The organism is Shinella sp. JR1-6 (assembly GCF_004284735.1).
Lineage (GTDB): Bacteria > Pseudomonadota > Alphaproteobacteria > Rhizobiales > Rhizobiaceae > Shinella.
Window position 1 is genome coordinate 1 of record NZ_SHMI01000011.1, and the last position, 16,492, is coordinate 16,492.

Genomic DNA, 16,492 nt, shown 5'->3' on the forward strand with positions numbered 1-16,492 from the left:
CACATCCGTTGGCAGGAGCGGTTCGACCCGTTCCCACTGCGCATCGGAAAACCAAAAGAAATCAGACATCTCACCGCCCTTTCGTCGCGGCAATGAATCATGCCCCAGCGCTCAAGGAAAGCTAATTATTGGGTCCGGACCCTAGAGCTTTCCCGTTGCGAATGGATCGAGCGCCGCGAGAACGTCATTGCGCTGGGCCCGAGCGGCACGGGAAAGACGCATGTGGCTCTCGGCCTCGGCCTGGCCGCATGCCAGAAAGGCTTGTCCGTCGGCTTCACGACGGCCGCCGCCCTGGTCAGTGAGATGATGGAGGCGCGTGATGAGCGGCGTCTGCTTCGGTTCCAGAAGCAGATGGCAGCCTACAAGCTGCTCATCATCGACGAGCTGGGCTTTGTGCCGCTGTCGAAGACCGGTGCGGAGTTGCTGTTCGAGCTGATCTCGCAACGCTACGAGCACGGTGCCACCCTGATCACCAGCAATTTGCCCTTCGATGAATGGACGGAAACACTGGGATCCGAACGTCTCACCGGCGCGCTGCTCGATCGCATCACCCACCACGTCAACATCCTCGAGATGAACGGCGACAGCTATCGTCTCGCACAAAGTCGCGCCCGAAAGGCCGGCTGAAACGCTCCTGAAAAAATCGCCGCGCCGGCCTGAGACCCCCGCTCGGGCTATGCCCTCCCGGCGGTCTCAGGCCGGCGCCACAGTGGCCGACTTTTGCTCCGCCCCGTGGCCGGTTTTTACTCCGCCGTTGACACATCGGGTGCTCTCGCGCTCAGTGGCCGATCATCCACTTCTTGCGGGTCGGCGTCGGCTTGTTGCCGATCTTGCACAAGGCACAACCGCAACCGGCGAGATGTGCCTTCTTCACCACCTTCGGCTCGCTGCCGCTTGCTTCCGAACGTGTGAGGGCACCGCGCAGTTTGCCGTTCATCAGGCTGAGGCGTGGTGCAGCCATGTCCCGGTTGCTCTGTTCTTCGCATTGCGGGCATGCGCAGGCTTTGAGCGCATCCTGCATCGACACCCATTCTTCAAACGGTCCGCAATCGTTGCAAACGTAGTTGTAGAGCGGCATTGCCAGTCTCCCCAAAAGTCATGAATCTAGAAAATGGGCGGGCACGCCAGTCCTTGCCGCCCGCCCGCGATCAATCGTGTTGCCGCGCGGTGAGCCGACCCGGCATCACAGCTTGCCGTCCAGCAGCAGGAAACCTGGCAACCAGCCGGTGACGATGCCGGCCAGCAGCGTGACGACCGCTGTCAGGCGCAGGATCGGCCGCTGCATTGCGAGCAACAGGAAATACAGGAACCACAGGATCCCCCAGATCACCCAGTTGGACGCCAGCCAGAAATCGGTCGATGTCTGGGCGGAGGAAAGCCCCTGCACAGACACCGGAATGGTGGTGATGGCGACAAACAGGCTGAACCAGCCGAGGCCGCGTCCGTCCACCTTCACCACCCTGTTGTAGGCCACCCAGAAATAGGTTGCCGAAAACAGAATCGTCAGCGCGGCACCCTTGATGGAGGCCGCGTCGGCATTGGGACCGAACGCCCAGACCAGCGACGCGGACAGCGTCACGAAACCGGAGACGACATTGATGACGATGATTTCCCGGTCCTCGATTTTTCCGAGAAGCCAAAGCCCGTTGAGAAACAGGACTGCGCCGACATAAAGCAAGGCAAATCCGAGCAGCATGAAACCCCCTCCCAGGAGAGCAACGGCCAGGGCAGGGCCTGACCGTCGCTTCATTGTTGTTGTGCGGTCTGATCAACTCGTCTTGGCGACGTCTGCCTTGAAGTTCTGCTTCTTCGGCCCGAGCGCATTGGGGTTTATGTCGAAGTCGAAGATCGCCGTCGGTATGGCCAGCGTGGCGCAGACGTTGGGGATGTCGACGATGCCGGCAATGCGCCCCTCCACCGGCGCCGTTCCCAGGATCATGTAGGCCTGCTCGCCGGAATAGCCGAACTTCTTGAGATACTCGATCGCGTTGAGGCAGGCCCGGCGATAGGCGACATGGGCGTCGAGGTAATATTGTTCGCCGGTGTGCTCATCGACCGAGATGCCTTCGAAGATGAGATAGTCATCGAAATGCGGGTCGATCGGACTCGGTTTGAAGATCGGGTTGATGACACCGTATTTCGCCATGCCGCCCTTGATGACATCGACGCTGATGTCGACCCAGCCGGCCATCTCGATGGCGCCGCAGAAGGTGATCTCGCCATCGCCCTGCGAGAAATGGATGTCGCCCATCGAGAGGCCGCCACCCTTCACATAAACAGGGAAATAGACTTTCGAGCCGCGCGACAGGTTCTTGATGTCGCAGTTGCCGCCATGTTCGCGCGGCGGAACCGTGCGCCATGCCTCGGCGGCGGCCTTCTTGGCAGCGTCGCCCTTCAGTTGCCCCATCAATGCGGTGTCGGCATAGGGCAGCGCTGCCAGTGGCGGGACGCGGCCGGGATCGGTCGCCACCAGTTCGGCTTCGCGCCGGTTGGCTTCGGCGAGCAGCTTGTGGTCCGGCAGGCAGCCGATCAGGCCGGGATGGATGATGCCGGGATAACGCACGCCCGGAATGTGGCGCGACGTCGTGTAGATCCCGTGGAAATCCCAGCAGGACTTGCTGGCTTCGGGGTAATGCTCGGTCAGGAAGCCGCCGCCGTTTTCCTTGGCGAACAGGCCGTTGAAGCCCCATTCCGAGTCGGGTTTCGCACCGAGGTCGAGAATGTCGACGACCAGCAGGTCGCCGGGTTCCGCGCCATCGACGCCGAACGGGCCGCTGAGATAGTGGACGCGGGTCAGATCGACGTCGCGGACATCGTTGGCGCTGTCGTTGTTGCCAATCTGGCCTCCCGTCCAGTCATGGCACTCCACCCGGTAGGTATGTCCGGGCTTGAGGTGATCGACCATCGGAATATCCGGATGCCACCGATTGTGTGTCTTGATGGCATGATCTTCGGGCGCTTTGTTCAGATCGACTGAGAATACTGTCTGTGGCATGCGGCTGTTCCTCCTCAATGCCGGTGTGCAAGAGGTGGCGTACGCCTCCCTCGTTCTTGCGCTGGGCAGTGCCGCCCGGCATCACCGTGCGTGACCACGATAGGAACCGCATGTAATCGCCATGCATCGGAATGCAGGCTGCTTTGTAATTTTTTGTAACCGGAATGGGTGCGGGCAGTGCGCGCTGCGTGCTGCGATTGTCTCGTTTTAGATAGTATTTTCAATTTATTATGAAATCCCTCCCGTATTTGGAAGGTGCAGGTCCGCCTTCGCCTGTTCTTGCGCGATGCAGGTCGCGACCAAATGCCATCTTCCCTTCTCGACCGCGCCCCCGAATTGCGACTATCGTAGCGGCATGTCCGTTGCCGAACTGAGATCACGCATCCTTATTGTCGACGACGATCGCCGGCTGTGCAGCTTTCTGGAAAAATTCCTGACGAGCGAAAGCTATGCGACTGTCAGCGCCCATGACGGGCGCTCGATGCGGCGTGCATTAGCCGATGAGGCGTTCGATCTCGTTATCCTCGATCTCGGCTTTCCGGTCGGGGAGGATGGGGTAACGCTCGCGCGCAGCATGCGCTCGCAATATGATCTGCCGCTTATCATGCTATCGGGCAAGAACAGCACGATTGACAAGGTCGTCTGTCTCGAACTGGGTGCCGACGACTATATCACCAAACCCTTCGAACCGCGCGAGCTTCTGGCGCGCGTCCGCACGGTGATGCGGCGCTTTGCCAAGCGGATCGTCCTTCCCGAGGCGATGGAGGCCGATCCCTCGGAGGCCGTTTGTTTCGATGGATGGCGGCTCGATCCGGCGCGTTACAAACTGGCGTCGCCGAACGGCGAGAATGTTCGGCTCACCAGCCAGGAGTTCCAGATACTCTCGGCGCTTGTCGAGCGGCGCGGCCGCATTCTGTCGCGTGAACAGATCCTCGATATCGTCGCCAACCGCAACTGGTCTCCCTATGACCGCAGCATCGACGTGCTGATCGGCAAGATACGTCGCAAGCTCAGAGACAATCCGCGCGATCCGCAGCTCATCAAGACCATTCGCGGCGTTGGCTACATGTTTACCCCTCAGGTGAGGGACTGAGGCGCGCGAGGCAGGTAGAGATTGATCCGGGTCCCCTCGTCGGGCTTGCTGGAAATGCCGAGGCGCCCACCGGACTGGCGGGCGAAGCCATCCACCATCGACAGGCCGAGGCCGCTGCCCTTTCCAGCAGGCTTGGTACTGAAGAGCGGTTCGAGCGCCCGGCGTTGCACCGCCGCGGGCATCCCGTGCCCGGTGTCGATGACCGAAATGACCACATATTGACCAGGCGGCAGGCCTGACGCCACGCGGGCATCGTCTGGCCGGAGGGCAAGATTGCAGGCCTCGAACCGAAGCGTGCCGCCGTCCGGCATCGCATCGCGCGCGTTGAGCGCCAGGTTGAGCAAGCTGGTTTCGAGCTGCGCCGGATGAACCTCGACAGCGTGCAGGCCATCAGCCAGTTGGAGCGACAAATCGATCTTGCCATCCAGCGTACGGCGCAACACGCGCATCAGGTCCGGCAGCGCTTCATCTAGGCGAATGCAGACGGTATCGCCTCCTTCACGGCGGCCGAAATTGAGCAGCCGGGAGGTCAGGTCCGTCCCGGCCTTCACGGCCTCGAGCGCGTCGTCGACCATCTCGGCTAGGTGGGGCTCAGCCTGCACATGCTCCTGCAGCCAGCGCAAATTGGCCAGCAGGACGGCCAGGATGTTGTTGAAGTCATGTGCGATACCACCGGTCAGCTGGCCCATCGCCTCGATGCGCTGCATCTGGCCGAGCCGCTCGGCGGCCAGGCGCCTTTCCTCCATCAGCCGGGTCCGCTCGAAACAGCGCTCGAGGGTCGCCAGCAGGTCGGCGCTGTGGAATGGCTTGCACAAGTAGTCGTAGGCGCCGGCCTGCAACGCCTCAACTGCCGTCTCGACCGAGGCATAGGCCGTCACCATCAGGCAGATAAGGTCGGGGCTCTGCTGCCGGAACGCCCGGACCAGCTCGACACCGTTGCCGATACCCAACCGCACATCGACCAGGGCAACGGCCGGCCGGCACGAGGCCAGAGCGCTTTGGGCGGTCGGTGGATCGTGGGCCGTGATCGTCTGGTAACCCTCGAGTTCGAGCAATCCGGCGAGGCTTGCGGCGAAGTCCTCGTCGTCGTCGACGATGAGGACACGCTTCCTTTCCGCCGGGTCCGTCCCATGCGGGATGACATCGTCGCCAACAAGATCGCTCTGCAGGTCGGTCAGGTCCGTCATGATGAGGCCGCACCCGCCCGCGGGAGAACGATCGATACGCGCGTGCCCGCGCCCTGTTCGCTTTCAATCAGCACCGAGCCGCCATGCTGCTCGACGATACGCTTGACCAGGGGCATGCCCAGCCCCACGCCAAATGCCTTGGTGCTGAACAGCGGCTCGAACACCCGTGCCGCCGTTTCGCGCGACATGCCGGCGCCGTTGTCGGCGACGCAGATGATAGCGCTGTCGGCCTCGCAGCGGGTCGAAACGGTGATCACCGCGTTATCCGCGTTCCCCTCGCAAGCCTGGACGGCATTGGCCAGGACATTGCAAAAGGCCTGCCGCAGCCGCTCGCCATCGGCGGATATCCTGCATCCGGCGGCAAGTTCCAGCTGGATCGGCCGCGCATTATCCTGCTCGGCGACCTGCTGGGCGACCCACCGGTCGATCAGGATTGGTGTCAGCGTCAGTGCGTGCCGGCGCGAGAAGTCGAGCAGGTCTTCGATGATTCGGACACAGCGCCAGGCGTTTCGTTGCAGACGCTGCAATTCGGAGAGCACAGGTTCGTCGGCACTCTTCAACGAGCGGCGCAAGACATCGGCTGACGTCACCAAGGTGCCCAGGGGGTTGCGCAGTTCGTGGCTGACGGTTGCGGTGATCTGGCCGATGGCTGCGAGGCGTTCGTTGCTCGCAAGGTCCCTCTGTGTCTGGCGCAGCTTTTCCAGGGAGGCGACGAGATCGCGTTCGGCGAGCTCACGGCTCTCCTGCGACAGGACGATCCACCAGGCGCCGATACCGAGCAGCGGCAACAGCGCGAGAAAGACCCTGAGAAGCAGTTGGCCGTTTGCCAGATGCGGCTGTTCCGACCCCGGCTCGATCAACCGGTAGGTCAGCAGGAACACGCCGCCGGCAATCACCGCCAGGGCAAACAGCACGCCTGCCACCTTGAGCAGACGCTGCCCCATGCGGGGCGCGATCTTGTCGCGCATGTGCGGCAGCGTCTGGCCGAAATAGCGCGAACTTTCGAGGCCGCCGCCTGGCGACTTGCAGACGTCATGGCAATGCGAATCCAGGCTGCAGCACAGCGAGCATATCGGCTGCTCGTAGAAGGTGCAGTGCACCATGTCGGAACGTTCGTATGTGACGCCGCAGATGGCGCAGAGATTGGCATCCAACTTCGCCGCCGGTAGATCGACGGGCGGGCGTGCGAGATAGTAGCGCCCCTTGGTGGCGATGCCGATCGCCACGGCGCTGACAAGGGCCGTGGCAAAAGCGATCGGCGCGGCATAGGCCTGCATCATGACGCCGAGAACGCCGGAGAAACAGACAAGCGCAACGAACGATGCCAGCGCCATCGAGCCGCAGCCGACAGGATTGAAGTTGTAGAGATAGGCGCGCCGGAACTCCGGGTATGCCGGGCTGATCCCCAGCGGCTTCAGGATGGCGAGATCAGCGAAGATCGAGCCGATCCAGGCTGCCGCAATGATCGAATAGACTGCCAGCACCAATTCCAGCGTCTGGAAGATACCGAGCAGCATCAACAGCAGCGAGATCAGGATGTTGAACACCAGCCAGACGACCCGGCCCGGGTGGTAGTGGGTGACGCGCGAGAAGAAATTGGACCACGCCAGCGAGCCGGCATAGGCGTTGGTGACGTTGATCTTTACCTGCGAGATCAGCACGAAAACCGCGGCAAGGGCGAGCACGATGCGCGGGTCCGTGCTCACATACTGGTAGGCGATGATGTACATGTGGATGGGTTCAAGTGCTGTCGACCGCGACAGGCCGGCCTGGATCGCGAGCACCGCCAGCAGGCTGCCGCACAGGATCTTGAAGCCGCCGACGACAATCCAGCCCGGACCTGCGGCGACCACCGCCGCCCACCAGCGAAAACGGTTCTCGCGTGTCTTGTCGGGCAGGAAGCGCAAGTAGTCGACCTGTTCGCCGATCTGGATGGACAGGGCGCACAGAACGCCGATGGCCGAGCCGAAAGCAAGGAAATTGAACCCTTCGCTGCCCATGTCGCTGCCGACGAAGGCGGCCCATTCGTCGAGCGTGTCGGGATGCGCGAGCAGGATGTAGGCAAAAGGCGTCAAATGCAGGGCGATCCAGATCGGCTGCGACAGAAGCTGCAGTTTGCTGATCAGCGTGACGCCCATGAAGGTGATAGGGATGATGACGACCGAGGAGATGACATAGCCCAGAACGAGCGGCACATCGGCGAACAGATTGAGCGCCTGCGCCATGATCACGCCTTCGAGCGCGAAGAATATGAAGGTGAAGGTTGCGTAGATCAGCGAGGTGATCGTGGACCCGATGTAGCCAAAGCCCGCGCCGCGCGTCAACAGATCCATATCGATGTTGTAGCGGCTGGAATAGTAGGCGATCGGCAGGCTTGTCACGAAAACGAACAGGCAGGTTACCAGGATTGCCGGAAAGGCGTTGGCGAAGCCGTAGCTGAGCGTGATCGCACCGCCGATAGCCTCAAGGGCGAGGAACGAAATACCGCCGAGCGCGGTGTTGGCGATGACAAATGGCGACCAGCGGCGAAACGACGTGGCCGCGTATCGGAGAGAATAGTCTTCCAGTGTCTCGTTCGCGATCCAGGAATGGTATGATCGCAAGGCTGGCAGCTGTGGCGTTTCCATCAAACGCCACACAGATGCGTCGTGGCCCGACACTGTAATCGGCACATGAAACGGCTCCTCCCAAAGCGTGTTCCTGCGGTGTGGCCGCGCTCAGCCGAGAACGATCTATCATCTCTCATGGGGGGGCATCAAACGGAAGAGAGAACATACCTGGATTTTTGGGGCGGGTTGCCGGGCGCGATTCCGGCCGGGCTTTCTCGTCATCACGGGCATTGCCGTGAACGGTCATATCTTTTTGGAGAGAAACGAACCGACAGGATGGCTGCAACGGCGATCGCACCCATGTGCCACTTCCAGCCCGCTTCAAAGCCGCCCGTCAGGTCGTGCAGGCTTGAAACGATCAGGGGCGGGAGCGCCGTCAGGAGGAACCCGCCGCCCTGCACCAATGCCGACAGGGCGCCGGCGCGGGCCGGATCGGAAAAATGATCGAGCGTCACAACAAGGGACAGGGCGAAGCAGCCGCCGAAGCCCATGCCGGTCAGCACCACGAACAGCAAGGGAGCGGCGTCCGGGGCCAAAGCGAAGCCGGAAAAGCCGATGAACTGGCAGGCAAGAGTGAGCCACAGCCAGGGGCGATGGTCACGTCCGGTCCGGCTGGCGAGCATCGGAACCGCCAATGCGGCGAACGCCTGGCAGATCGCCATGATCGCAAGGAGGCTGCCGCTGGCCGATGCGGTCCAGCCGTGCTCCCTGTAGTAGGAGGCGAGCCAGGCGACCACCGAGGAGTAGCCGCCGTTCGCCAACCCGAAGAAGACCATCAGCAACCAGGTTCGCGGACGGCCAAGGAGAGTCCCGACGATGTTCCGCTCCGGCGCCGGGACGTTCCCGCCCGGCAGGGCAAACCAGACAAGCGACACCGCCAGAACCCCCAGAATGGCGAGAGACCCGAGCCCGATGCGCCAATCCCCGGTCCTTTCGGCAATCATTGGCGGGATCTGGGCACCGATCGCGCCGCCACCGAGCAGCATGGCGGAGTAGAGGCCCATCACGAAGGCCACGCGCCCGGGAAACAGCTGCTTGATGACGCCGGGAAAGATCGCCTGGACGATGGCGACGCCAAGCCCGGTCACCGCGGCGCTTGCCACCATCACCCAGGCGCTGGTGACAAACAGCCGCGACAACGTGCCGATGCAGATGATGACAAGCGCGGTGATCAGCACCCGTCGCGCGCCGGCAAGGCGTTGCAGGGTAGGGCCCAGAAACGCAAGGAAACCCATCAGGGCCATCGGAACGAATGTCAGCGAGGCGATGCCGTAGGAGGCAAGACCGGTTGCGACACTGATATCCTCGACAAGCGGTCCGATGCTCGTCAGGAAAGGGCGCAGGTTGAGGCCGATGGCCGCGACGGCGATCAAGAGGATCCAGTTCGGCCTGTTCTGGCGCAGCATGTCTTTCGTCCTGTCGTCGCGCCTTGCCGGCATGGCGCGCAGCCCGCCGCAATGGCGGTGGGATGAAGAGCCGGTTTCGGGGTTTGGCCGGCGGCTCTTGCCGCCGCCGCACCGATCAGGCCAGACGCGCGTAGTGTCCGACGCCGACCGCTGTCATTGGCACCGCTTCGTGCCGGTATCCCACCGGACGGATCGGGCTCTTGAGCTCCCGTGCCGCAAGCATACGCTCGCGGCGGTGATCGGGGTGCACGATCGGCACGGCGTCCAGAAGCCGCCGCGTGTAGGGATGGGCCGGCGAGCCGAGCACAGCATCGCGCGGCCCGATCTCGATGATCTCTCCCAGATACATGACGGCGATACGGTCGCTGACGCGTTCGACCACTGCCATGTCATGGGAGATGAACAGGATGGAGATGGAAAACTCCTCCTGAAGCTCCGCAAGAAGGTCGAGGATCTGCCCCTGGATCGACACGTCGAGCGCAGAGACTGGCTCGTCGGCGATGATCACCTTGGGGTTCAGTGCGAGGGCTCGGGCAATGCAGATGCGCTGCCGCTGGCCGCCGGAGAACTGGTGGGGATAAAGTTCTGCCTGCGCCCGCGTGAGACCCACCCTTTCGAGCAGGGTAAAGACCCGGTCCCGGATTTCAGCCGCGCTTCCCACGCGGTGGATGTGCAGCGGTTCGGCGACGATCTGTTCGACGGACATGCGGGGATTGAGCGATGCATAGGGATCCTGGAAGACCATCTGGATACGCTTGCGCATGTCTACCATCTCCGATGCTCTGATTTCCTGCAGGTTCTTGCCCTGCAGCAGGATTTCGCCGCTGTCGGGCTGTATCAGCCGCATGATGCTTCTGCCGGTAGTCGACTTGCCGCAACCGCTTTCTCCCACCAGCGAGAGCGTTTCCTTTTCCTTGAGGTCGAAAGAGACGCCTTCCACCGCGTGGACATTCGCCACCACGCGGTGGAACATGCCCTGGCGCACGGCAAAACGTGTCACGAGGTTGCGAACGCTCAGAACTGCACTCGGCTCGTGCGGTATTTCGGGCGCCGGCTGCGCTGCCGGGCTCGATACCGGTTCGACGCCGGTTTCCAGGCGGAGGCTGAGCTTGGGCGCCGCGTCGAGCAGCCGGCGGGTATACTCATGCCGGGGCGCGTTGAAGATGGCGGCGACATCGCCGCTCTCGACCACGTTGCCGTGCAGCATAACCACGACCCTGTCGGCGATCTCGGCAACGATACCCATGTCGTGGGTGATGAGCAGGATGGCCATGCCGGTCTCGCGCTGGATCGTCTTCAGCAATGCGAGGATCTCGGCCTGCACGGTCACGTCGAGCGCCGTGGTCGGCTCGTCCGCGATCAGGAGGTCGGGTTTGCAGAGGATCGCCATGGCGATCATGACGCGCTGGCGCATGCCGCCGGACATTTCGTGCGGATATCCGAAGGAGGGTACGCCGATGTTCCGCGACAATTTCGCGGTGCCGGCAAACGCGCCTCATCCTGAAAACGCGAAGATTTTCATCAACTGGATGATGGCCCCGGAAAACGCCGCTGCCGTCTCCAACGCCATCGCCTATGCCAATGCCACCCAGGCCGACCAGTTCCTCAGCGAACAATGGCGCAAGATGGACGCGATCAACATGCCGGAGGAATTCGCCTCGCGTCTCGTGCCGACGCAGGACTGCACCGGCAAGGCGCGCGAACTGCGCGACCGTATCTGGACCCGCCTGGAAGGCTGAGTTCGGGATCGAAGAGACGGGCACGGCTTTCGTCGTGCCCGACACTGTGAAAAGCAGACACAATGCGTATCACCTTCTTCCAACCGCTGCGGCACCGGTGGCATGTCCACCCATGAACGTCCTGATCGACAGTCCTAAAAACGTTGTGGGACAAGGACAGGCAGCGCTTCGCTGTACCTTCCTGCAGAGGCTGGAAAGTCCATGCTCTCGATGTCCTGCTGGCACCTTTGAACAGGTGAAAAGGCTTTGGTGCCGCCCGTCTTCATCCGGCCAAGACCACGCACCTGGTCAGTTGGAAACCGCTTTGCGTCCAAACGAGAGCAGTTCACGGGTATAGGCCGCGGTGGGCGCGCGGATCACGTCCTCGGTCCTGCCGAACTCGATGACGTCGCCGCGGCGCATGACGAGCAGGGTGTCGGAAACATGCGCGACGACCTTCAGGTTGTGGGTGACGAAGAGCATTGAGAGACCGTGGCTGGCCTTGAGATCGGAGAGCAGGTTCAGGATCTGTGCCTGTACGGAGACATCGAGCGCCGATGTCGGCTCGTCGAGGACAAGCAGGTGAGGTTCCAATGCCAGTGCCCGCGCAATGGCGACGCGCTGTGCTTGGCCGCCCGACAGTTCGCGGGCGCGCCGGCCGAGGAAGTCGGCGGAAAGGCCGCAGTCGGAGAGAAGCCCGGCGATCCTTTCGCGCATTGCAGGGCCATTGCGCCTGCCTGCCGCCAGCATGGGTTCGGCAAGGATTTCTTCGATGGTCAGCCGCGGGCTCAACGACAGGAAGGGATTCTGCGAGACGACGCCGATCTTCTGCCGCGCCTGGCGGAGCGCATCGCCCTTCAGGGCCAGCCAGTCCTGACCTTCCAGGCGGATCGCACCGCTTTCGACCGGTAGCAGCCGGAGAATGGCACGCAGCAGGCTCGTTTTGCCCGAACCGCTTTCTCCAACGATGCCCAGCGTCTCCCCCTGTTCAAGGCGGAAGCTCGCGCCGTTGACCGCCGGTTTCGGACGTGCGGCGAAGAGGCCGGCGCGGTAGCGGATGATAAGCGTGTCGATGTCGAGAATGGGGGCCGAAGTCACGCCGCATCCTCCGGTAGATGGCAGAGCCAGTGGTGGGTATCACGACGGCTTCCCGGCGGCGCCGTGGCAGAACAGACGGGCATCGCCTGCGGACAGCGTGGGGCGAAGGCACAGCCGACAATTGCAGACCGCGGCGGCGGGATGGAGCCCTCGATGGCGGCGAGGCGCGCGCCATGCGGCGCGGCATCGGGAAGGGCCGAAAGCAGGGCACGCGTATAGGGATGGGCGGGGTGCCGGAGTATCGCACCGACCGGCCCCGTTTCGACGGAACGCCCTGCGTAGAGCACGGTGGCGCGGTCGCAGGCCTCCGCAATGACGTCCATGTCATGGGTAATCATCAGTACCGTGAGGCCGCGCTCGTTGACGAGTTTGCGCAGAAGCGCCAGCACCTGCGCGCCGACCGAAACGTCAAGTGCCGTCGTCGGCTCGTCGGCAATCAGGAAATCCGAACCGGTCGCTAGTGCCTGGGCGATGACCACGCGCTGCTGCATGCCGCCTGAGAGCTGGTGCGGGTAGCTCTTCAGCACCTTTTCCGGGTCTGGAAGGCCGGTTGCGGCCAGCAGCGCCGTTGCTTCTGCTTGGCGGACCGACCGGGGCAGGTCGCGATGGGCGCGGATCACGTCGTCGAGCTGGCGGGCGATGCTGAGCACGGGATTGAGCGCGGCCGCCGGATCCTGCGAGATGAGGCCGATCCGCCGGCCGCGCAACCCCCGGGCATTTTCCCGGAGGTCTTCGCCATCGAAATGGAACCGGTCGGCAGCGATGCGGGCGCCCTTCGGCACAAGGCCGAGGGCTGCCATGCCAGTCATGGTCTTGCCGCAGCCGGATTCGCCGATCACGCCATGGATTTGGCCGCGCTCGATTTGGAGATCGACCGAGCGTACGGCATGGACGTCGCCGTCGGGTGTTGGGATGCTGACGGAGAGGTTGCGGACATCAAGCAGAGCCACGAGCAGCACCTCCCTTGCGGTCGCGTAACGCATCACCGAGCACGCTGAAGGCGAGTGCGATGATGAAGATGGTCATGCCGGGCATGGCCGAGTACCACCAGCGCGCCGGGAAGAACTTCCGGCCGGCATCGACCATCTGGCCCCAGTCGGCAGTCGGCGGCAGCACACCGAGGCCGAGGAAGGAGAGTGCGGCGGCCGTCAGCAGCGCCGGCCCGACGTCAAGCGCAGCCTGCACGGTCAGCGGGCGCCCGGTCGCCGGCAGGATATGGCGGATGATGATGCGCGGATGGGAGACGCCGGCAAGCTGTGCGGCCTCGACATAGGGCTGGCCACGCAACACCAGCACTTCTGCCCGGGCGAGACGTGCATACCAGGGCCACCAGGTTACGGCGACGGCAATGACGCTGTTAAGGAAGCCCGGGCCAAGCGCTGCGGCCATCAGCACCGCCAGTAGCAGTGCTGGGAAGGCAAGGAAGACGTCCGTGCCGCGCATCAGCGCCTCGTCGATCCAGCCGCCGAAATAGCCGGCTGCGAGGCCGACCGGCAGACCGATGAGCAGCGAGAAGGCGACGATCAGCACGCCGTTTGTGAGGGATATGCGGGTGGCGTAGATGATGCGGCTCAGGATATCACGGCCGAGATGGTCCGTACCGAGCCAGTAGTCCGCGGATGGCGGGGAGAGCTTTGCCGCCACATTGGGTGCGCCGGCGCCCTGCGCCGGGTACGGCGCGATCCAGGGCGCCAGAATGGCGACGGCGAAGAAAAGGACGACGACCGCAAGCGCGATGGTGCCAGGCCAGCCGAGGCGTTGAACGAGCTTCTTCATGAGAGCGCCACCCGTGGATCGACCAGAGCCTGGGCGATGTCGATCAAGAGGTTCATCACGACATAGCAGATCGTCACCACCATGGTGACGGCAGCGATGACGGGGAAATCCTTGGCGAGGATCGCTTCGGAGACATAGCGGCCGAGGCCTGGCCAGGCGAAGATGATCTCCACTAGGACCGCGCCCGTCAGAGCGTAGGCGAAGGAAAGGCCGATCACCGTCAATGCCGGCCCCATAGCGTTGGGCAATGCATGGCCGAACAGGATGCGCGGTTCGGAAAGACCGAGCGCGCGAGCGGCGACAACATGACGGCGTTCGAGGATTTCGATCATCGCCGAGCGCGTCAGCCGCATGGCAACGCCGGCCGGATAGGAGGCCAGTGTCAGGGCCGGGAGGATCAGATGGGTCAGCGCACTTCCGAAGGCGTCCAGCCGGCCGGCGAGCAGCGCATCGATCATATTGAAGCCGGTCACCATCGGCAGCGGTGCGGAGATCGATATCTCGCGCGATAGGCGCCCGGAAAGCGGCAGAATACCCAGCCATTGAGCAAAAATGAGCTGGAGGATCATCGCGAGGAAGAAGGTCGGCATGGCGACGGCCGCGATGGAGCCGAAGCTGCCGATCCTGTCCGGCCATCGGCCCTGCCGTGCTGCTGCGACGACGCCGAGCGGAATGCCGATCAGCAGCGCAAGGCCGGTGGAGAAGATCGCAAGCTCAAGGGTCGCCGGTAGATAGGCCCGCAGATCCTCGGCAATGAGGCGCCGCGACTTGTAGGAGATGCCGAAGTCGCCGGATGCCATGGCTGTGGCGAACGTTGCGAAGCGGGCGGGAAGGGACGCGTCGAGGTTCAGTTCCTGACGCGCCTTCTCGATTTGCTCGGCCGTAGGGCGGGGCCCTGCATAGAGTGCTGCGGGATCCGAAGGAACCACCTGTGCCACCACGAAGACCAGAAAGGTCACGCCCACCACAACGAAGGCGGAAAGGACCGTGCGGCGCAGGATATAGCGTAGAAGTTCCATCAGACCCCCACGCGCCCTACCGGCTCAGTTCGTTGACGAAGGTGATGTGCCCGTAGGCCGGGTTGTCCGCATAGCCCTTGATGTCCGAGCGGATGACATGGACGTTGGGCTGATCCAGCATGAAGATCGCCGCCGCATCCTCGATCACCTTGCGCTGCGCTTCGATGAACAGGGCCTCTGCGCGCGGGCGGTCGGTGCCCGAAAGCTTGGCCGCCTCTTCGATCTTGGCATCCACCTCGGGGTTGGAGTAGTAGCCGAGGTTGAAGTTCGGCTTTTCCTCGCTGTGAAACAGGTTGAAGAGATAATCGTAAGGCGTGACGAAGGTTGGCCACCAGAACATGACGAAAATGTCCTGCGCGGCTTCCGGGCTCGACTTGCCGAGTTGCCACTGGGCCTCCCAGGCCATCGGCTGCAGTTTCAGCGTGATGCCGAGCGTTTCCAGGTTGGCCTTCCAGAGTTCGCCCGCAACGGCCTCGATCGCTTGCGCGGAGGAATAGGTCATCGTCAGTTCCAGGCCGGGCTCGATGCCTTCCTCCGCAAGCAGCGCCTTGGCAGCTTCGAGGTCGGTTTTCGGGATGGGCGCTTGGGCGTCGTGGCCCCAGATGCCGGCGGGAACGACACCCTTGGCACGCGTACCGAAACCGCTCGTGCCCGCGGTGATCACGTCGTCATAGGGGAAGGCGAGCGACAGGGCCTGGCGCACCTTGACCTTGTCGAGCGGCGCGCGCTTGACGTTGTAGAGGCCAAACAGCGTTTCGAAGGATGGATTGATGACGACGTTGAGGTCCGGATTGGACTTCAGCGCCTCGAGGTTCTCGTAAGGCAGGCTGTAGGTCCAGTCGGCCTGTCCGCTCTCGATCATGTTCTGGGCGAGCGTTGCATCCTCGGTGATCTCGAACGACACGGTCTTGAAGCCGTTTTCCGGCACTTTGCCCCAGTAGCCGTCTGCGCGTTCGAGTACGGCGCGCTGGCCCGGCTCGTAGCGGCTGATCTTGAACGGGCCGGTGCCGCCATCGTTGCCGGCGTTGAACCAGGCGTTGTCCTTGTCCTGGACCGAGGGGGCGTAGATCCAGGCGGCAAAGCCTGCCGAGGCGATGAGGTCGAGTGGCTGCGGTTCGGAAAGCTGGAAGACGACCTTCAACGGCTCGGGCGTTTCGATGGAGGTTACCGGTCCCCAGATGAAGGACGCGCCACCACCGATCTTCTTGGTGCGCTCGATCGAGCCCTTGACGGCTTCGGAGGTGAGCGGGCTACCGTCGTGGAATTTCACGCCGTCCCGGAGGGTGAAGGTCCAGGTCTTGCCGTCGGTGCTCACGTCCCAGCCGGTGGCAAGCAGGGGCTCTATCTTCGCCTCCTCGATGTCGGTCGCCGGAATGTAGCGGGCAAGGCCCTCATAGACATTGGCGAGCACCGCACCGTCGTTGGAGAACGAGGTGGCGGGGTCGAGATCCGGGAAACTGGTCGGGCAGGCAAGCGTGAAGATGCTGCCAGCGCCTTCCGCCATGGCGAAGTTCCAGCGCGCGCCGGCGGCAGCAAGGGTTGCGAGGGCCGTTGTCTTCAGAAAATTGCGGCGATTCATTTTCGTTCTCCC

General features: G+C 63.1%; 14 protein-coding genes and 1 pseudogene. 3 read left to right on the forward strand and 12 right to left on the reverse strand.

All coding sequences use genetic code 11. The annotated features are described in order from the left end of the window. Nucleotides 1-141: 141 nt before the first annotated feature. Nucleotides 142-627 (forward strand): annotated as a pseudogene (gene istB, locus EXZ48_RS19050) (IS21-like element helper ATPase IstB); the annotation flags it as partial. Nucleotides 628-778: 151 nt separating this feature from the next. Here the strand turns inward: istB and EXZ48_RS19055 are convergent. The 3 genes from EXZ48_RS19055 to fmdA form a co-directional block, all read right to left on the reverse strand. Continuing rightward, nucleotides 779-1,078, reverse strand: a complete 300-nt coding sequence (locus EXZ48_RS19055; RefSeq protein WP_023515595.1) for an FmdB family zinc ribbon protein — start codon at nt 1,076-1,078, stop codon at nt 779-781. A gap of 105 nt (nt 1,079-1,183) precedes the next feature. Continuing rightward, nucleotides 1,184-1,696, reverse strand: a complete 513-nt coding sequence (locus tag EXZ48_RS19060; protein WP_130517657.1) for an AmiS/UreI family transporter — start codon at nt 1,694-1,696, stop codon at nt 1,184-1,186. Between the two features lie 72 nt (nt 1,697-1,768). Further along, entirely contained in the window at nt 1,769-2,995 is a 1,227-nt protein-coding gene (gene fmdA / locus EXZ48_RS19065) for a formamidase (RefSeq protein ID WP_024271341.1), read from the reverse strand. Nucleotides 2,996-3,350: 355 nt separating this feature from the next. Between fmdA and EXZ48_RS19070 the strand changes: the two genes are divergently transcribed. Further along, nucleotides 3,351-4,088 (forward strand): winged helix-turn-helix domain-containing protein, encoded by a 738-nt coding sequence (locus tag EXZ48_RS19070; protein ID WP_037408894.1) that lies wholly within the window; start codon nt 3,351-3,353, stop codon nt 4,086-4,088. On the opposite strand, the gene EXZ48_RS19075 is transcribed toward EXZ48_RS19070, so the two are convergent. The 4 genes from EXZ48_RS19075 to EXZ48_RS19090 all read right to left on the reverse strand — a co-directional run bounded on the left by EXZ48_RS19075 (nt 4,073) and on the right by EXZ48_RS19090 (nt 10,704). Further along, nucleotides 4,073-5,275, reverse strand: a complete 1,203-nt coding sequence (locus EXZ48_RS19075) for a sensor histidine kinase (RefSeq protein WP_130517659.1) — start codon at nt 5,273-5,275, stop codon at nt 4,073-4,075. The genes EXZ48_RS19070 and EXZ48_RS19075 overlap by 16 nt on opposite strands. Further along, the gene (locus EXZ48_RS19080; RefSeq protein WP_130517661.1) at nt 5,272-7,902 is read right to left on the reverse strand and encodes an ATP-binding protein; all 2,631 of its coding nucleotides are present in this window, start codon (nt 7,900-7,902) and stop codon (nt 5,272-5,274) included. The genes EXZ48_RS19075 and EXZ48_RS19080 overlap by 4 nt, the downstream gene beginning before the upstream one ends. A gap of 203 nt (nt 7,903-8,105) precedes the next feature. Continuing rightward, nucleotides 8,106-9,290: a cyanate transporter gene (locus EXZ48_RS19085; protein WP_130517663.1), complete on the reverse strand. Its 1,185-nt coding sequence runs from the start codon at nt 9,288-9,290 to the stop codon at nt 8,106-8,108. A 115-nt stretch (nt 9,291-9,405) separates the two neighbouring features. Further along, nucleotides 9,406-10,704 (reverse strand): ABC transporter ATP-binding protein, encoded by a 1,299-nt coding sequence (locus EXZ48_RS19090; protein ID WP_305850516.1) that lies wholly within the window; start codon nt 10,702-10,704, stop codon nt 9,406-9,408. Here EXZ48_RS19090 and EXZ48_RS19095 point away from each other — a divergent pair. Then, entirely contained in the window at nt 10,679-11,029 is a 351-nt protein-coding gene (locus EXZ48_RS19095; protein WP_207900455.1) for an extracellular solute-binding protein, read from the forward strand. The two genes, EXZ48_RS19090 and EXZ48_RS19095, sit on opposite strands and share 26 nt — an antisense overlap. Before the next feature lie 288 nt (nt 11,030-11,317). On the opposite strand, the gene EXZ48_RS19100 is transcribed toward EXZ48_RS19095, so the two are convergent. From EXZ48_RS19100 to EXZ48_RS19120, 5 genes are read right to left on the reverse strand one after another with little or no spacing between them, the layout of a single operon-like run. Beyond that, nucleotides 11,318-12,106: an ABC transporter ATP-binding protein gene (locus EXZ48_RS19100; RefSeq protein ID WP_165909375.1), complete on the reverse strand. Its 789-nt coding sequence runs from the start codon at nt 12,104-12,106 to the stop codon at nt 11,318-11,320. Continuing rightward, a complete protein-coding gene (locus EXZ48_RS19105) occupies nt 12,103-13,056 on the reverse strand; it encodes an ABC transporter ATP-binding protein (protein ID WP_165909376.1) in 954 nt (317 codons plus the stop codon). The genes EXZ48_RS19100 and EXZ48_RS19105 overlap by 4 nt, the downstream gene beginning before the upstream one ends. After that, nucleotides 13,043-13,882 carry an ABC transporter permease gene (locus tag EXZ48_RS19110; RefSeq protein WP_130517671.1) on the reverse strand — a complete coding sequence of 280 codons (840 nt, stop codon included), beginning with the start codon at nt 13,880-13,882 and terminating at the stop codon, nt 13,043-13,045. The genes EXZ48_RS19105 and EXZ48_RS19110 overlap by 14 nt, the downstream gene beginning before the upstream one ends. Then, nucleotides 13,879-14,901: an ABC transporter permease gene (locus EXZ48_RS19115; protein WP_023515762.1), complete on the reverse strand. Its 1,023-nt coding sequence runs from the start codon at nt 14,899-14,901 to the stop codon at nt 13,879-13,881. The genes EXZ48_RS19110 and EXZ48_RS19115 overlap by 4 nt, the downstream gene beginning before the upstream one ends. 16 nt (nt 14,902-14,917) lie before the next feature. After that, a complete protein-coding gene (locus EXZ48_RS19120) occupies nt 14,918-16,480 on the reverse strand; it encodes an ABC transporter substrate-binding protein (protein ID WP_130517673.1) in 1,563 nt (520 codons plus the stop codon). Between the last annotated feature and the right edge of the window lie 12 nt (nt 16,481-16,492).